The 15,312-nt window shown below is 36.9% G+C and carries 13 protein-coding genes; 12 read left to right on the forward strand and 1 reads right to left on the reverse strand.

Annotation, left to right across the window (positions count from 1 at the left end; translation table 11 throughout):
• Window positions 1–27: 27 nt before the first annotated feature.
• Window positions 28–783, reverse strand: coding sequence for a prepilin peptidase (locus AC5YGD_RS03475; RefSeq protein WP_502319140.1), 756 nt, complete (start codon window positions 781–783; stop codon window positions 28–30).
• 69 nt (window positions 784–852) lie between these two features.
• Here AC5YGD_RS03475 and AC5YGD_RS03480 point away from each other — a divergent pair, with 69 nt between their 5' ends.
• The 12 genes from AC5YGD_RS03480 to AC5YGD_RS03535 all read left to right on the forward strand — a co-directional run bounded on the left by AC5YGD_RS03480 (window position 853) and on the right by AC5YGD_RS03535 (window position 15,307).
• Window positions 853–1,878, forward strand: a complete 1,026-nt coding sequence (locus AC5YGD_RS03480) for a PilT/PilU family type 4a pilus ATPase (RefSeq protein WP_496142136.1) — start codon at window positions 853–855, stop codon at window positions 1,876–1,878.
• Complete coding sequence (locus tag AC5YGD_RS03485; RefSeq protein WP_496142137.1) at window positions 1,879–2,403, forward strand: prepilin-type N-terminal cleavage/methylation domain-containing protein; 525 nt, start codon at window positions 1,879–1,881, stop codon at window positions 2,401–2,403.
• A gap of 13 nt (window positions 2,404–2,416) precedes the next feature.
• Window positions 2,417–2,872 (forward strand): prepilin-type N-terminal cleavage/methylation domain-containing protein, encoded by a 456-nt coding sequence (locus AC5YGD_RS03490; protein ID WP_496142138.1) that lies wholly within the window; start codon window positions 2,417–2,419, stop codon window positions 2,870–2,872.
• Window positions 2,862–4,322, forward strand: a complete 1,461-nt coding sequence (locus tag AC5YGD_RS03495) for a prepilin-type N-terminal cleavage/methylation domain-containing protein (RefSeq protein WP_496142139.1) — start codon at window positions 2,862–2,864, stop codon at window positions 4,320–4,322. Before AC5YGD_RS03490 ends, AC5YGD_RS03495 begins: the two co-directional genes overlap by 11 nt.
• A 1-nt stretch (window position 4,323) precedes the next feature.
• Window positions 4,324–4,875, forward strand: coding sequence for a hypothetical protein (locus tag AC5YGD_RS03500; RefSeq protein WP_496142140.1), 552 nt, complete (start codon window positions 4,324–4,326; stop codon window positions 4,873–4,875).
• Between the two features lie 14 nt (window positions 4,876–4,889).
• Entirely contained in the window at window positions 4,890–5,420 is a 531-nt protein-coding gene (locus AC5YGD_RS03505) for a hypothetical protein (RefSeq protein ID WP_496142141.1), read from the forward strand.
• 3 nt (window positions 5,421–5,423) lie between these two features.
• Window positions 5,424–8,912, forward strand: a complete 3,489-nt coding sequence (locus tag AC5YGD_RS03510; protein WP_496142142.1) for a PilC/PilY family type IV pilus protein — start codon at window positions 5,424–5,426, stop codon at window positions 8,910–8,912.
• Between the two features lie 145 nt (window positions 8,913–9,057).
• Entirely contained in the window at window positions 9,058–10,710 is a 1,653-nt protein-coding gene (gene pilM, locus AC5YGD_RS03515) for a pilus assembly protein PilM (protein WP_496142143.1), read from the forward strand.
• Window positions 10,700–11,500, forward strand: a complete 801-nt coding sequence (locus AC5YGD_RS03520; RefSeq protein ID WP_496142144.1) for a type 4a pilus biogenesis protein PilO — start codon at window positions 10,700–10,702, stop codon at window positions 11,498–11,500. The genes pilM and AC5YGD_RS03520 overlap by 11 nt, the downstream gene beginning before the upstream one ends.
• Window positions 11,500–11,913 carry a pilus assembly protein PilP gene (locus AC5YGD_RS03525; RefSeq protein WP_496142145.1) on the forward strand — a complete coding sequence of 138 codons (414 nt, stop codon included), beginning with the start codon at window positions 11,500–11,502 and terminating at the stop codon, window positions 11,911–11,913. Before AC5YGD_RS03520 ends, AC5YGD_RS03525 begins: the two co-directional genes overlap by 1 nt.
• On the forward strand, window positions 11,897–13,465 hold the full coding sequence (pilQ, locus tag AC5YGD_RS03530; protein ID WP_496142146.1) for a type IV pilus secretin PilQ: 1,569 nt from the start codon (window positions 11,897–11,899) through the stop codon (window positions 13,463–13,465). Before AC5YGD_RS03525 ends, pilQ begins: the two co-directional genes overlap by 17 nt.
• Window positions 13,466–13,477: 12 nt before the next feature.
• Window positions 13,478–15,307, forward strand: coding sequence for an ATPase, T2SS/T4P/T4SS family (locus AC5YGD_RS03535; RefSeq protein ID WP_496142147.1), 1,830 nt, complete (start codon window positions 13,478–13,480; stop codon window positions 15,305–15,307).
• The last annotated feature ends 5 nt before the right edge of the window (window positions 15,308–15,312 follow it).

Consider the following 15,312-nt stretch of genomic DNA (forward strand, 5'->3'; position numbering starts at 1 on the left):
ACTTGGATCTGCACTTTTAATAGCGCTCTAAACTAAAGAGAATAGATTAAATCCACTAAAAAGAGTGATAAATAATCCTAAAGATAAAAATGGAATAAAGGCGGTCTCTATTTGTTTTTTTGAAAATAAGTTATAGACTGCAGGTAATAATGCCAGTATGGCCGCTAAAAATATTGCTGAAACACCTAACTGCACTCCAAGCAAGCCTCCTATAACGCCAGCAATTGGCATATCTCCCTCTCCAAGGGCGCGCTGGACTTCTAGTTCTTTGTTTCCAGTAATTTTTGCTTTAATATTTTGAATATAAAAGGTTATTGCGAGCTCAAGTAATACTAGCCCCCCGGTAAATATCAAGACGCTAATTATGTCGCCAACCATGATAGCAAGAATAACAGCAATAATTAGAAGGTAGTCAGGGACTGCCCTGTATTTCAGATCAATAAAAGACAATACAATAAGCGTATAGAAAAGAGCAATTATTGCTATTAATTCCCAGTTAAACAAGAAATTTAAATAAATAGTGAGTGTAACTATTGCAGTTATTATTTCAACAATGGGATAAATAATTGAGATTGATTCAGAGCAGTTTGAGCAACGACCTTTAAGAGCTAGATAAGAAGCCACTGGAATATTTTCATACCACTTAATTCCATTATTGCAATGAGGGCAAGCAGAGCCTACAGGATTAACTAGGGATATGCTTAAAGGAAGTCGATGAATCAAGACGTTTAGAAATGAGCCAAACACAAGGCCAATTAACAGAATAATTAAATATATCATCATAATCATTACTATTTTATCTTAGAAAGGTTTTTTTTAGTCCTATATAATGGATTTCAAAATAAAATTAAAATGGGGTGTTTAGTGAACGAAATTATACAAAGGTATATAGAGCAATATAAATTTTCTGATATCCATATTAAGGAAAATAAGCCAATAATGTTGCGAGTTAATGGTGATATGATAACTCCAGAAGAGGATATTATTTCATCATCAGATCTTAGATTATTTGCTAATGAATCACTCACTGAGGGCCAATTAGCTCAGCTTACTGAGGTTCGTGATGTTGATCTTGCAATTGTGGTTGGTGAGTATCGTTTTCGAGTAAATTTTTTCTATACGTCAGATGGGCTCTCTGCAGTTTTAAGGAAAATTGAAACGGACATTCCTGCGATGGCTGATCTAAAACTTCCTTATGTGATTCAAGAAATTGTTGACAAGCCAAATGGCTTAGTTCTTATTACTGGCCCAACGGGCTCTGGAAAGTCGACCACATTAGCTTCGATCATTGATGCAATTAATGCATCTAGGTCAGGTCACATTTTAACAATTGAGGACCCAATTGAATACATTCATCATTCAAAAGAGTCTTCTATATCCCAGCGTGAAGTTGGAAGAGATGCTAAATCATTTGCTAGTGCACTTAAAGCCTCACTTAGAGAAGATCCAGATGTTATTCTTGTTGGAGAGCTTCGTGATCTTGAAACCGTCCAGCTGGCAATTACCGCTGCAGAAACTGGTCACCTCGTATTTGGAACGCTTCATACTTCTGGAGCACCTAATACGATTAACCGTCTTATCGATGTTTTTCCAGCTGCACAGCAGGGCCAAGTCAGATCTCAGCTTGCTGAATCATTGAGGCTAGTTGTTACTCAGCAATTAGTTAAAACAGCCGATGGCAACGGAAGAGTTGCTGCATTTGAGATTATGGTTTGTAATCACGCTGTTAGGAATCTTGTGAGAGAAGGAAAGATCTTCCAGATCGCCGGTGTTATGCAAACGGCAAGAGGAGAGGGCATGGTTACTATGAAAAACTCTGTAGACGAGCTTGTTTCCTCTGGAAAAATTAATTATGAAGACGTAGAGCTTAGAGATTAAATGGTGAGGTCCGCATTCACACTTATTGAATTACTAATTGTTATTGCTTTATTTGGGATTATTGCAGGATTTGGCTGGCCATCTCTTGCTGGTTGGAATTGCAAACAAGAACTTCGCAATGAATTTGAGGCTTTAAATAGTGTTTTTGAAAACGCACGAGTAGAGGCTGTCAATAGAAATCGATCAATTCTTATAGAACCAAATAACCGGCTACCATCTGTTGGCGCAACTTATTCTGTATTTCAACTTACTGAAAACAATTGCAGTGCTACGCAGGCCCGACAATCATTATCGCTTGTTATTCCAAATTTAACTATATCAGATAACTACAGACTTTTTGGTCCTGCTTTCCAATGTTTTCATGCTGATGGAAGCGCAACAGCGAGCCAAGCAAATCAGGTACACCAGATTCAAAGAACATGCTCTGGTGAACCCCATAGCTATCAAACTGTAGTTTTTGGTGCTACTGGTTTATTTGAAAAGAGAGTTTTTTTTGCTGGCACTGCCGGCTATCTAGATTTATAAATTCAACTAGATCATGAAAAATTATAAAAATGCATTTACCCTAATTGAAGCGCTTGTCTCAGCTGGTATTACTGCAATTGGTTTTGCCGGGGTTTACGGACTTGTTGCAACTTCAAACTCAGTTATGAGTGACACCATAGATAAAGAAAAACTCAAATTTCAAAATACAGAAATTATTGAATCTTTAAGCGCCGACCAAACTAATATTATGGAGTATAACGGCCAGGATTTAAGTAACTGTTTGGCTCTCACAACATCCTCAGGAAGAGATGATCAGCTTGAGCTCCTTCAAAATTGGTGCAATAAAATAAATGGTGAAGTTGGCGCTAAAAGGTTAAATGATAGGCGTATTATTCGAGTTGAGAGGCGTCAAGTTGGTCAGAACTTTGTTCATATAGTGTCATTAGAGTTTAACGCAAGGAATTCTAGCAAATCAGTTTTTATGAAGCGAGTGCTTTATGCGCCATAACAAAAAAGCTTTTACCTTAGTTGAAATGTTGGTTGCTCTAGCAGTTAGCGCGGTTATAATTTCAGCGACTTACGCCTCATTTGAGCTCATTAAAAATCAATACAAAAGAAATACAGATATCTCACAGCTTCATTCATCAGGAAGAGCTATCATGCAGGTTCTTGAGCGTGAAATTCGTATGGCTGGATATGAGTTCCGTGATGGCAATGGAGTTATGACTTATGGCAAGATTCTTGAGCCACTCGTTATTACTGATAGTGGGGACAGCTGCTGCGATGAAGTGACAATAATTTATGACGAAGTTGACGATACCTTAAATGCCCAAGGAGTTGTTACTTCTAGCCAAGTACAAAGAATTCAAACTCGTTTCTGGACTGAGGCCTTTACCAGTAATAAGAGGGGAGATCGTTTTCGTTTATTTAAGCGCAGAACTATTCTAGGGCAAAATAATGCACTTCTACCAAGGCCTACGGTACGACCTAGGGAAGTGATGGCAGATTATATAGAGGATTTGCAGTTAAATTATGTTACTAATGCGAGATTATATGCTGGCTTTAATGGAGCTAAAGTTATACAAATTATTAATCCATCCACAGGCGCGATAACAGGAACTATTGCTAATACTAGCCAGGCATCTGCTTTAGCTTTTAGTGATACTGGTCTTTTATATGCTGGCTTTAATGGAGCTAAAGATATACAAATTATTAATCCATCCACAGGCGCAATAACAGGAACTATTGCTAATACTAGCCAGGCATCTGCTTTAGCTGTTGGCAGTACTGGTCTTTTATATGCTGGCTTTAATGGAGCTAAAGATATACAAATTATTAATCCATCCACAGGCGCAATAACAGGAACTATTGCTAATACTAGCCAGGCATCTGCTTTAGCTGTTGGCAGTACAGGTGACTTATATGCTGGCTTTAATGGAGCTAAAGTTATACAAATTATTAATCCATCTACAGCCGCGATAACAGGAACTATTGCTAATACTAGCCAGGCATCAGCTTTAGCTGTTAGCAGTTCAGGTCTTTTATATGCTGGCTTTAATGGAGCTAAAGTTATACAAATTATTAATCCATCCACAGGCGCAATAACAGGAACTATTGCTAATACTAGCCAGGCATCTGCTTTAGATTTTAGTATTTTAGGTCGTTTATATGCTGGCTTTAATGGAGCTAAAGTTATACAAATTATTAATCCATCCACAGGCGCAATAACAGGAACTATTGCTAATACTAGCCAGGCATCTGCTTTAGCATTTCTTGTTAATAAAATGGGTAATGGTACATTAATAAATATAAATATCGCCTTAAGATCAAGAGAAGGATATGGTAGGAATAGAGCAGTTAATAAGCAGACTTATCATGCTGGAAACTTTAACTTTATTAGGAATGATCAATTTCAAAGAGATGTTTTTGAATCGACTGTTGCAGTGAGGAACTTGTAGTATGAATAATTCTCTAAATTCTGGTAATCGAAAAGGCTTTATCATTGTTATTTCACTAACCTTGATGCTAGTAATGATGACAATGGGAATTGGCCTTTATTTCTCATCTAAACAATCTGCTGAACTTGTTGGTGCAAATGTTACCAAGGCAGATTCCTTTTACTCTGCAGAGAGCTGCATTGCAGAGGCTAGGCTATGGTTAAGGGTTGAGTCCGCCTCTGGAGCGCCATGTATAAATACTGCTGTTGGAACTATATGTCACAATATTGCTTCTACCGCAATGAGTAATTGGCAGTTAACTGCGGAAAGCCAAATTTTTAGAAATAGAACAGTTAATCAGGTATATCAATGTAGTATAGCTTTATTAGGACAAGTTGCTTATGAGGGCGGCGAGGGTGTTGGTTTTGATGTTGGCGAAGGAAGCGGTTATGGAAATGCTGCAACTCAAACCAAATATATGTATAGAATTAGGTCAGAAGGGAGCCTAATCAATAATTCAGGTATGAATAATTTCTTAAGTGAAGTTGAAGTTGTTGATTCGATGATTTTTTAAACTATAGATTAAAAATGAAAAAAAATAAGATACTAATTTTAATTTTATTAGCTCAGCTATTTTTTATAGGGAGTGTGCAGGCGGCATGTGATTTGCAATCGTTTCGTTTTGGAATTTCTCACAAAGCGCTAATGGATAAATTAAAGCTCGATGATTTCTATGTGATGCCTAAGGTAATTGGTGCCTCTAACCAGGAAGTTTATGCCCCTGGAGAGAAGGTCTGCAAGAATGAAAAGAGCTTTGAAGGAGCTGGAATTGAGTTTGGACTTCTTTATGATAAGCTCGTTGAAATACAAATCAGCAAATTATCAGAAAGCCCTTCACTGGTTAACTGGGCGGAGTCTGTTTTTGGGGTAAAGCCTGACAAGCCAACTAATTTTTATGATGCAAAGCCAAATGCTCAATGGCTTTGGGTAGATCCAAAAAGTGTTGTTTACTATTCAATTGAGCCAGATGCCAACTCACTCCTAGAGATGGTAGTCATTCAATCACGAAACCATCAGTCATACTTTAGTAAGTTTAGTAAAGAGCAAGAGGAGCAATAAAAAATGAAAAAAATTAGCTTATTATTTAGCTCACTCTTACTATTAACTACTTTTAATTCTGAAGCAAAGCAGCCCCCTCCTGGAACAGGGGTGGCAGATGTTAAGGCGAATATTTACATTATGCTTGATAATTCAGGCTCAATGGGCTGGGACGTTCCAGGAAGATCAAATGATAAACTAAGCAGGCCTAGAGACGTTGCTATTGATTCACTCGGTAATATGTATGTGACTGAGTTCCAAAACCATCGAGTCAAAAAATATGATTCTACTGGGACTTACGTTAAGTCTTGGGGATATTCTGGAACTTCAAACGGTGGATTTAGAAATCCAAACTTTATAGTTAGTGACTCTAATAACAACGTTTATGTTAGTGATTCTACTGAGCGAATCCAGAAATTTAATAATGAGGGCATTTGGCAACAAACTTACAACATTCCCTCGTTTGCTAGAGGCCTTGCAATTGATTCATCGAACAACCTGTATGTGAATTCAGACACTTCTATTTATAAGTATAATGTTAATGGCACCCAAACTGCAGTGGTCGCGGGTCAATCTAACCTAAAGGGGATTGATTGGTATGGGGGTTTTATTTATGCACTTGAAAATGGCACCAAATCTTTCAAAAAATTTAATGCTTCGTTAGTCCTTCAGTCTACTCAAGCTACTCCAGGTAATCCAACTGCGCATGATATTAAGGTCACCTCTGATGGTATCTATATAAGCACTGGAGCTAATACTAAAATTCATAAGTATGCACTTTCCAATATGGCATGGATTAAATCATGGGATGCCTATTCTGCATCAGACTCAAGTAAAAGTTCTTTTAATACCTATGGGCTAGGTGCGAGCGCTACTGGCGATATTTTTGTAGCACTTTATAGCAAAAATATTGTTGTAAAATTTAACTCTGAGGGGCTTTCTCAGGATAGATTTGGTGAAACAGTTGCGTTAATGCCGCTGGCAAAGAAGGTCATTAAAAACATTGTCAGCGATACAGAGTTAACAGACGGCGCAAACTTTGGCTTGCAGATGTGGAATACAAGGCCAAAACGAAGGGTTGATGTAAGCCCAACTGGAGCAATAACCCTTCAAAACAGTTTGGATATCAATAATGCAGCTTATCAGTGTCATATAAGGTATGGGCCTTGTTGGTATTCTCCTGGAGGCGGTACTGATATGAGAAGAGCTATGCAGGAGGCAAGTGACTACTTTAAGGGCGCTAAAACTCCAATCGATCCTGCTGCCAGTTGCCAGAAAAACTTTTTAATTGTAATTAGTGATGGCGAATGGCAATATGAATCTCAGGCAAATGCAATTGCAACAGATCTTCTTGCTAGTAAAGGTATTCAAACCATTGTTATAGGTTTTGGTCCAAAGGTAGGTGTTGGTTCACGTTCGCATGCCAGATACGTAAGTCTAGCTAAAGCAGGTGGAACGTTTCCAGAGTCGCCATTGTACTCAGAGAACTATCAGCACTTGTCTGAGTCCTTAGCGCGCTACATTAGCTCAGCAATATCCTCTAAATTAACCTTCTCAGCTCCAGTGATAATGCCTAATATTGCTAGCGGAGACCATATCTTCCAATCAACATTTACTTATGAGGAGGATCATCAGTGGAAAGGCCAACTACAAAAATATGCTCTAGACGCTTCGGGTGATGTTGGAGGTCTTAAATGGGATGCCGGAGTTAAGCTAAACGCTAAGAGCGAATCCAGCAGAAATATTTGGACAATAGCAAACCATTTTGGTATTAGTACTTCAATTAATAACTTTAACATAGCTAATCTTGCTAATTTGAAAACTGCTTTATGGGAAAATAGTGGGCAAACTCCAACAGATCTGCAAGGGGCCGATTTGATTAATTTTGTGCGTGGTATTGATGCTTACGATGAGAATGCTGACAATGATAAAACTGAAAAACGCTGGAAACTTGGTGATGTCTACCACTCAAGGCTTGTAGTTGTTGGAGCGCCGAAATCAAAAACTACAACTACTGCAACAAGATCAAATACTGAGGCATATTATCGTTATCAAAATGGCTATTCAAACTTCAAGACTGGAGGTAGTTGCGGTGGAAATTGTGGGATGCGCCAGGAGGTTGTATATGTAGGAGCAAATGATGGCATGCTCCATGCTTTTAATTCAGAAACAGGCGAAGAGATGTGGGCGTTTATTCCACCAACAATGCTCCAGTCCTTGGACAAAATGATTTCATTTTCGGCAAATAAATCTAACAGTATTTATGGAGTGGATGGCTCGCCAATTGTTAAGGATATATTTTATGATAATCGTTGGCGAACAGTTCTGCTTTCTGGAATGGGCCTGGGAGGGAATGGCTACTTTGCGCTAGATATAACTAACCCATCAATTCCTTCATTTTTATTTGCTTTTGAAAATCAACCTTTAAATAGAAAGATTTATCATTGGGACTCCTCTGGAGCTAGAATAGAAAAGGGGTATGCGATTAGTATTAGCCCTGAATATGATTATTCAAGATTAGGAGATTCTGTGTCTACTCCACTAATTGTAGCTATGCCTAATGGAGTAGCTACAAAATGGGTGGCTGTTTTTGGCGCTGGTTACTCATCAACAGATAACACTAGGGGGTCTTCTATTTTTGTTATTGATCTGGAGGACAGTGGAAAGATTTTGCAGCGAATTGATTTAACGGATACTGGATCAGATAATATTACAAACTCAATGCCTGCAGATATGGTTGCTATTACCCCAGATACGACGAGTATTGCAAACTATAAGGGAGCAATGATTTATGGAGCTGATGTTGAGGGAAAGCTTTGGAAGCTTAACCTAACTAATCAGGGTACCCTGTATGAATTTACATCACTTTTTACTGCAGATGCGACGTTGGCAAATGATCGTTTAGAGTTTTTCCAAGCAACCCCTGGCATGGGGGCAGATGGGAATTTATGGGCTTTTTATGGAACAGGTAATCAAAAAAATTATCAGCGGATTTCGAGTGACATTCAAAATAGAATCTTTGCTGTAAAAGATAAGAATTTTCCAAACTATTTAGCTATTAATGGCCAAACCCCTAACTCATCTTCACTTGTAAATGCGGCTAATGGAATTTGTCCAACTGGTGCTGAGTTGGGTTGGTATGACAACCTAGGTGCAAGTGAAAGGATAACTGGAAAATTAGGTCTTTATAATTCAACAATCTATGCATCCAAATATATTCCTAAACAGGGACAACTATGTTCTCCTGGATCTGCCTCTCTTAGTGAGCATGCTATGTCATGTGGGAGTAAATCGAGAGAAATAAAATTAGGGGAGGGGATTGCTACCGGAGTCGTAGTCCATAAAAATAAAATCTATGTTGGTATCGGCGGCTCTGGCTCTGCTGATGTGAAGGATGATAAGGGTAATGTTGTTGGCAAGAGAAAGGGGAATATAATTACAATAGCGCCGATAAAGAGTGGAACTGCTGGAGATGGAGTCATTACACAAGAATCATGGAGAGAAATTTTTTAATTATATTTTATTAAGATTTTTTATAGCTCTTAATGACATCATTTAATTTTAGTTATGGAATGTACTTTTAAAGAATTGCAAATTTATTCATCTAATAAGGCTAATCAGGCTTTATTGAGCTTCATTTGTTTATATAATATTCGACATGTTTAAAAAATTAATTAAAGTAATTGTAAGTTACCTTAGTAAGCTTACTGTTGAGCAAGAGGACGTTGTTGGTATAGACATAACGCCAAATTGTATTAGAGTTGCACAGTTATCTTCAGCTAAGAAAAAATGGACCTTATCCAAGGTTGGTTATAAATACATTGATGGTGGCTCAAATCATTCAATTATTGAGAACCCTGAGACCTATGTTAATAAACTTACTCAGCTTGTAACCGCTAGTAAAATTAAGACCAAAAATGCTGCAGTTTCGATCCCAGTAAGCAGTGCAATAATTAAAGTAGTACCGCTTCCAATGATGACAGATGAGGAGTTAAAAGTAGCTATTGCCTCAGATTCACTTTGGGAGAATGCGGTCCAGTTGTCTGATAGCCTAGAAGAGTATTCTATTTTTTGGCAGGTGCTAAAGAGAGACAATACTGAAAATCAAATGCATTTATTATTTGTAGCATCTAAATTAGATGATATTGATAATTACCTTGACATTGTAAGGCAAGCAGGCCTTAACCCAGTCGTTGTGGATGTGCGTTGCTTTGCAACTCGAAATGCTCTTGCACTTAGAACTGACTTAACCAAATCAGAGTCTCCTGTTGCTATTGTTGAGTTTGGAGCATTTGAAAATTATATTTTAATTCTCCATAAGGACTCGCCATTCATTTCTGATATATATTTGTCCGAGAAAGATAGAAATACTCTGATGGATCAAGATTCTACCGATGACCAAGTGATGGGGATAAGTAATCGTTTTTCAATGCAGGTTAACCAAATGATTTCCTCGTACACTGCAAAATATAAAACGCAGCCTATTGACACCTTGTTGATCTCATCATCAATGCCAAATATTGAGAAAACTGTCGTTAATTTTAATGCAGCACTCCCTAAAATCAACGTTGAGGTTTTTAATTCATTAAAGAATGTAGAGGTACCTGCGAATTTAAAAGAAAAAGCTACTGCCGAACTCAATAGCTCAATATTCTCATCCGCCTTAGGTTTGGCTACAAGAAAATTAGATGTCTTTGGCTATTTCGAGTATGTCACAGGCACAAATAATATTAACTTATTGCCCGATAGAGATAGCGTTAAAAACCAAGAAAAAATGAAATTCTTGTCACGTTGGGGCGTAGTTATATTTGCAGTTTTAGTGGTTTCGTTTGGGATATGGAATTTTCTAGCTAGTGGATCTGAGGTTGATAGAGTTGATAGCCTCATGATTGAATACAACGAACTAGCGCCTATTAGGGATGAAAAACAATTTATATTTAATGATCTAAATTCTAAAAAACAAGCACTTGAAACTACCTTAGATGCTACAAACAATTTAACTTCAAACCAAAGGTTTATGTACTCAGTATTGCTTGGTATTAACTCCGCAATTCCAGGTAATTCTTTGAAATTAACTAAAATTGATTATAGTGGTGGTAATGAAATTCAGCTTGAGGGTATTTCATCAAATGATGGAAGCATCTTAGCCTTTATAGATAACCTAGCCATAATCGATGTAATTAATAAGGCTTCGTTAGCAACAATGTCTGTTAAAACTGTTTCTAATCAAAATGTTAAAGCGTTTATTATTAAAATTATTTTAATTGAGCAAGAAACTATTGATTCAAGGGAGAAAGATAATGGCGCTTGATATGAATATTGATGTGGGCTCTCTTGTCAAAGGTCTTTTTTCAAAGAAAGATGGAAAAAAAGGTGTTGAAAGTGCCCCTAATCCTTATACTAAACCAATACTAGTAGTTGTTGCTGTCTTTATTTTTATTGCCTTGTATGTTTATTTGGTATACCTTCCAACGCAAGAAGATTTGAGAATTAAGAATAAAAAAATAGCGCAAATTGAATCTATTAAGTTTGAAATTGATGATCTTTCAGCAAATATTGAGCAGATTCAAAAAGAACTAACAATAGCTCAAGCTGAGTATGAAAGGCGCTCTACTTTATTTTATACTGACAAAGAATTGGAAGACCTTTATGGTCAAATCAGCTTACTGGCTATGAAAAATAAGCTGACTATAACTAAAATTGACAAGGGCAGCGAAAGGCCAATTTTTTCTGAGGGTGATTGTTCAAATAATTCCATAGATAGTGAAGATGAGTTTCTTGATGAAGAGCAGTTTCTTGATGAAGAGCAGTTTCTTGATGAAGAAATGGAAGGCGAGGGCAAGCTTCAAAATGTTGGATATTATGATTTTTCTGTCAATCTTGAAATCACTGGGAACTATACGCAGTTCACTAATTTCAGAAATGGTTTAGCACAACTAAACAAAATTGTTAACATAAACAAAGAGACAATCACAGTTGAGTCAGAGTCAAAAGGTGGTGATGTTAAAGTTGCGATGGTAATTGCAACATATCGTCTTCCTAAGAATGAGGCTGAGCAATGTGCAGATTCATCAGCTATAATAAATGAAGAGGAGTTTTAATGAAAACTAAAAGTGTAAGTATCTTATCTTTATTATTATTATTAGCATCATTAGTCAGTGTTACGTATGCTGCAGACAATGCATTTGGTTCGCTTCCTTCGACTAATAATAATTCATCCCAACCAACTAATAGTTTCTCGAGTGAACCAATAGATCAGAGCGTTCACCCCCTTCTTCAAAATGCAATTACATCAAACACTATAATTGGTATTATGATCTCTTCATCCTTCAAAACCGCTTTCATAAGGACTGCAAGTGGCGATGATTACTTTGTGAGAATTGGAGATAAGCTAGGTAACGCAAATGGGTCAATAACAGGTATTAATTACGAAGGAATTGAGGTGACTGAAGATAGTAAGGTTATATCTCTATCTGTAAGAAATAGGAGTGTTGCAAATGAAAATGCAGAATAATAAATTAATATTAGGGCTACTAGTAATTTTTCTGTCATCTTGCGTACCATCTGGACAACTAAATAAAGGCGCTTTATTAGAGCTTAATAAAGGCTCTAATGGGACTTCGGGCCATTCACTTAGTGTTCACAAATTAATAGATTCAGAAACTTTTATTGTAGATACTTCAGAGCAGGTTAAAGCATCTGCTTTGACTGGTCCAATTGTAGATTCTGATTCTTTAAAATTTAAAAGTGTAAAAACCTCTAGTAGAAGGCAGATTAATAAAGAAGAGCAGGAAAATAATAATAATGTTTCATCAGAAGTTGATAAAAGTGTTGCGTTTCCAATATCAATAAATTTTGAAAATATCTCAATCAAAGATATGTTACGAATGTTTTCTGAGGCAACTGGCAAGAACATTCTAATTGGAGATGAGGTTAATGGCTTAGTATCTGCTAAGCTTAATAATGTTCCTTGGGATAAGGCTCTTGATTCAATCCTAAAAATTAAAAAATTAGCAAAATACGTTGATGATGATGCGAATATTATTCGTATTCATAGTCAAGAGGTTCTGGTAGCTCAAGTAGCCTATGACCTTCAGATTATTGAAGCAACTAAAAAAACAAACATGGCACAAAGCTCAATTGAACCTTTATACACTGAAGTCTTTAAGCTTTTCTATACAACTGCCAGTGACGTGAGTACAGACATTAAAAGCGTTCTAAATGGGGCTAGTACGTCTGAAGACACTCAGGCGTCTTTAGGTGTAGAGATCACTATTGACGAGAGACTTAATTACTTAATTGTTAAGGCAACCAAAGAGCAACTAGATTTTATTGAAACTTTAATCGGTGAATTAGATGTTAGAACCAAACAAGTTTTAATTGAAGCTTTTATTGTTGAGTCTTCAGAGGAATTTGGTGAGGCTCTTGGAGCAAAGTTTGGTATTACTGGGCCTAATGCTAATATCTTAGGCTTAAGGGATGGTAGCACTAATACGGTTGATGTAAAAGGTTTGTTTGAAAATGATGGTGATGGTACTGTTGTTGGAAATGCACTTGGATTAATCCTGGGTACTTCTACTAAAAATTTAGCGATTGATTTAAAAGCATCAGAAACTAAGGGCATTACCAAGATTCTATCTAACCCAAGAGTATTTACACTAGACGGAAAAGAAGCACAAATTAAACAAGTAGATCAGATACCGTATACAAAAGTAGAAGACGGAGAAAAGACGGTTGAGCTAAAAGATGCAGGGATCACATTGAAAGTAACGCCAGTAATTGTGGGTGACGGGAATATCATACTTACAGTTTCAATTACAAAATCAACCGTTGATACAACTATTGTGAATCCACCAATAGCCAGTAATACGATCACAACAAAATTACTAATTCGAGATCAAACTATTGTTGTAATTGGCGGGCTATATATAGAAGATTTCGTCGGTGCAGGATCTAAAACACCAATATTAGGTGACCTACCGCTTATTGGAAATCTATTTAAAAAAGAAACTAAAAAAGATAAACGAAAAGAGATTTTGGTTTTTTTAGCCCCTACTATAATTTAATATATTATTCATATGGCGACTCTTGGAATACCATCAGAATCAGCTGAACAAATTGCGAGCTTACTTCATAGCAATAGTTTGATCAGTGAGAGTGACTTAAAAAGTGCTATGGTCTCGAGTGATGAGGGTGAGAAATGCTTGATTGAGACTCTTATTGATTTTAGATTTACAGATGAAAAAACAATTGCTGATGCCATTTCAAGTAGTTATGACATTGAGTACCTACCTAACCTTGATGCAGAAAATATAGATTTTTCTACTTCTGATATATTACCCAAAAAGTATATAACTGAAAATAGAATAGTCCCAATTAGCATTCATGGGCATACTTTAGATGTTGCTATTTCTGAGCCATCTGCACTCAATCAAATGCAAAGTATTGCTTTGCTGACAGATAAGAAGGTTAATCCTTATCTGGTTACTATTAGTCAAATTTCTAAAATTTTAGATAGTTTTAACGCTATTGATCCATCATCCGCGTCAGCTCCAAGAACTCCAAAGCCTCTAAAAACAAATAGCTCTAACAAGTTAGCTGAAAAAGAAAAAGCTATTGCAGCTGCAAAAAAATCTGAGCCTCAAATACCAACCCCATTAAATAATAAAGCGAAAGAGACTCCTAAAGCTAAGGCTGCGATGAGCGATGAGGAGGCTGATGAAAAATACTCCGCTGTAGTTGTTCAATTTATTGATACAAACCTTAAGAAGGCAATCAAAGAAGGTGTCAGTGATGTTCATTTTGAGGTTTTTAAGCATTCTGCTAGGATGCGCTTTAGGCTTGATGGTGTGTTAAAGGAAGAGCCCGGAACCAGTAAGGTGTTATTTGATAATTATTCGAAAATTATTACTCGTATTAAGATTATGTCAAAGCTTGATATTGCAGAGAGAAGAAAGGCTCAAGATGGTGCCATTACTCTAAAGGTTGATGAAAAAGAAGTCGATTTTCGAGTGTCCTGTATGCCAACAAGCTTTGGTGAAAGGGTTGTAATGCGTATTTTAGATACTGATGGGATCGACTTGTCTATTGAAAAACTAGGGTTTCATGAGGAAGATGAAAAAGCATTTATTGATGCAATCAGTTCGCCTCAAGGTATGGTTCTTGTGACCGGCCCAACTGGTTCAGGTAAATCAACAACCCTTTACGCAGCGCTTAATAAAATAAACAAAGAAGATATTAATATTCTTACAGCTGAAGATCCAGTTGAATTCACACTTAATGGTGTTGGACAAGTTCATGTTAAGCCAGACTATGGGATGACCTTTGCTTCTGCTCTGCGATCTTTTCTAAGGCAAGATCCTGAAGTTGTGATGGTTGGTGAGATCCGAGATCAAGAGACAGTTGAAATTGCGATTAAAGCTGCTTTAACTGGTCACCTTGTACTCTCTACGCTTCATACCAATGACGCGGTAAGCACTATTACTCGAATTCTAAATATGGGGGTCCAGCCGTACTTAATTACCTCTGCCCTAACTCTCATAGTGGCTCAGCGTTTGGCAAGAAAAAATTGCTCTGATTGTCTCGTTGAAGACGAAAATATTAATGAAAGTCAGCTTCGTGCTGTTGGTTTTTCTGCTGAAGAGTCTACAAGGGTTACTTTGTTTAAAGGTAAGGGGTGTGATACTTGCAATGATACTGGCTACAAAGGTCGAAAAGGTATCTATGAGGTTCTAAGAATCACTGATAATTTAATTGAAGGGATATTGCAAGAGAAAACCACTCCTGAACTGAAAAAGATTGCATTAGAAAAAGACAAATTTTTAAACATGCAGGAGATTGGTAGAACTTTTCTTAAAGATGGCTCTATTTGTATTGATGAATACAAAAGAATACTGATACTCGATTAATTAGA

The organism is Candidatus Pseudothioglobus sp. uisw_070 (assembly GCF_059512545.2).

Excerpts from the sequence above, each read along its gene's own strand:
- AC5YGD_RS03475 (WP_502319140.1), bottom strand. The coding sequence starts at position 783 with ATGATGATATATTTAATTATTCTGTTAATTGGCCTTGTGTTTGGCTCA.
- pilM (WP_496142143.1), top strand. The coding sequence starts at position 9,058 with ATGTTTAAAAAATTAATTAAAGTAATTGTAAGTTACCTTAGTAAGCTT.
- AC5YGD_RS03495 (WP_496142139.1), top strand. The coding sequence starts at position 2,862 with ATGCGCCATAACAAAAAAGCTTTTACCTTAGTTGAAATGTTGGTTGCT.
- AC5YGD_RS03525 (WP_496142145.1), top strand. The coding sequence starts at position 11,500 with ATGAAAACTAAAAGTGTAAGTATCTTATCTTTATTATTATTATTAGCA.
- AC5YGD_RS03500 (WP_496142140.1), top strand. The coding sequence starts at position 4,324 with ATGAATAATTCTCTAAATTCTGGTAATCGAAAAGGCTTTATCATTGTT.
- AC5YGD_RS03490 (WP_496142138.1), top strand. The coding sequence starts at position 2,417 with ATGAAAAATTATAAAAATGCATTTACCCTAATTGAAGCGCTTGTCTCA.
- AC5YGD_RS03485 (WP_496142137.1), top strand. The coding sequence starts at position 1,879 with ATGGTGAGGTCCGCATTCACACTTATTGAATTACTAATTGTTATTGCT.
- AC5YGD_RS03505 (WP_496142141.1), top strand. The coding sequence starts at position 4,890 with ATGAAAAAAAATAAGATACTAATTTTAATTTTATTAGCTCAGCTATTT.
- AC5YGD_RS03510 (WP_496142142.1), top strand. The coding sequence starts at position 5,424 with ATGAAAAAAATTAGCTTATTATTTAGCTCACTCTTACTATTAACTACT.
- AC5YGD_RS03535 (WP_496142147.1), top strand. The coding sequence starts at position 13,478 with ATGGCGACTCTTGGAATACCATCAGAATCAGCTGAACAAATTGCGAGC.
- AC5YGD_RS03520 (WP_496142144.1), top strand. The coding sequence starts at position 10,700 with ATGGCGCTTGATATGAATATTGATGTGGGCTCTCTTGTCAAAGGTCTT.
- pilQ (WP_496142146.1), top strand. The coding sequence starts at position 11,897 with ATGAAAATGCAGAATAATAAATTAATATTAGGGCTACTAGTAATTTTT.
- AC5YGD_RS03480 (WP_496142136.1), top strand. The coding sequence starts at position 853 with ATGGGGTGTTTAGTGAACGAAATTATACAAAGGTATATAGAGCAATAT.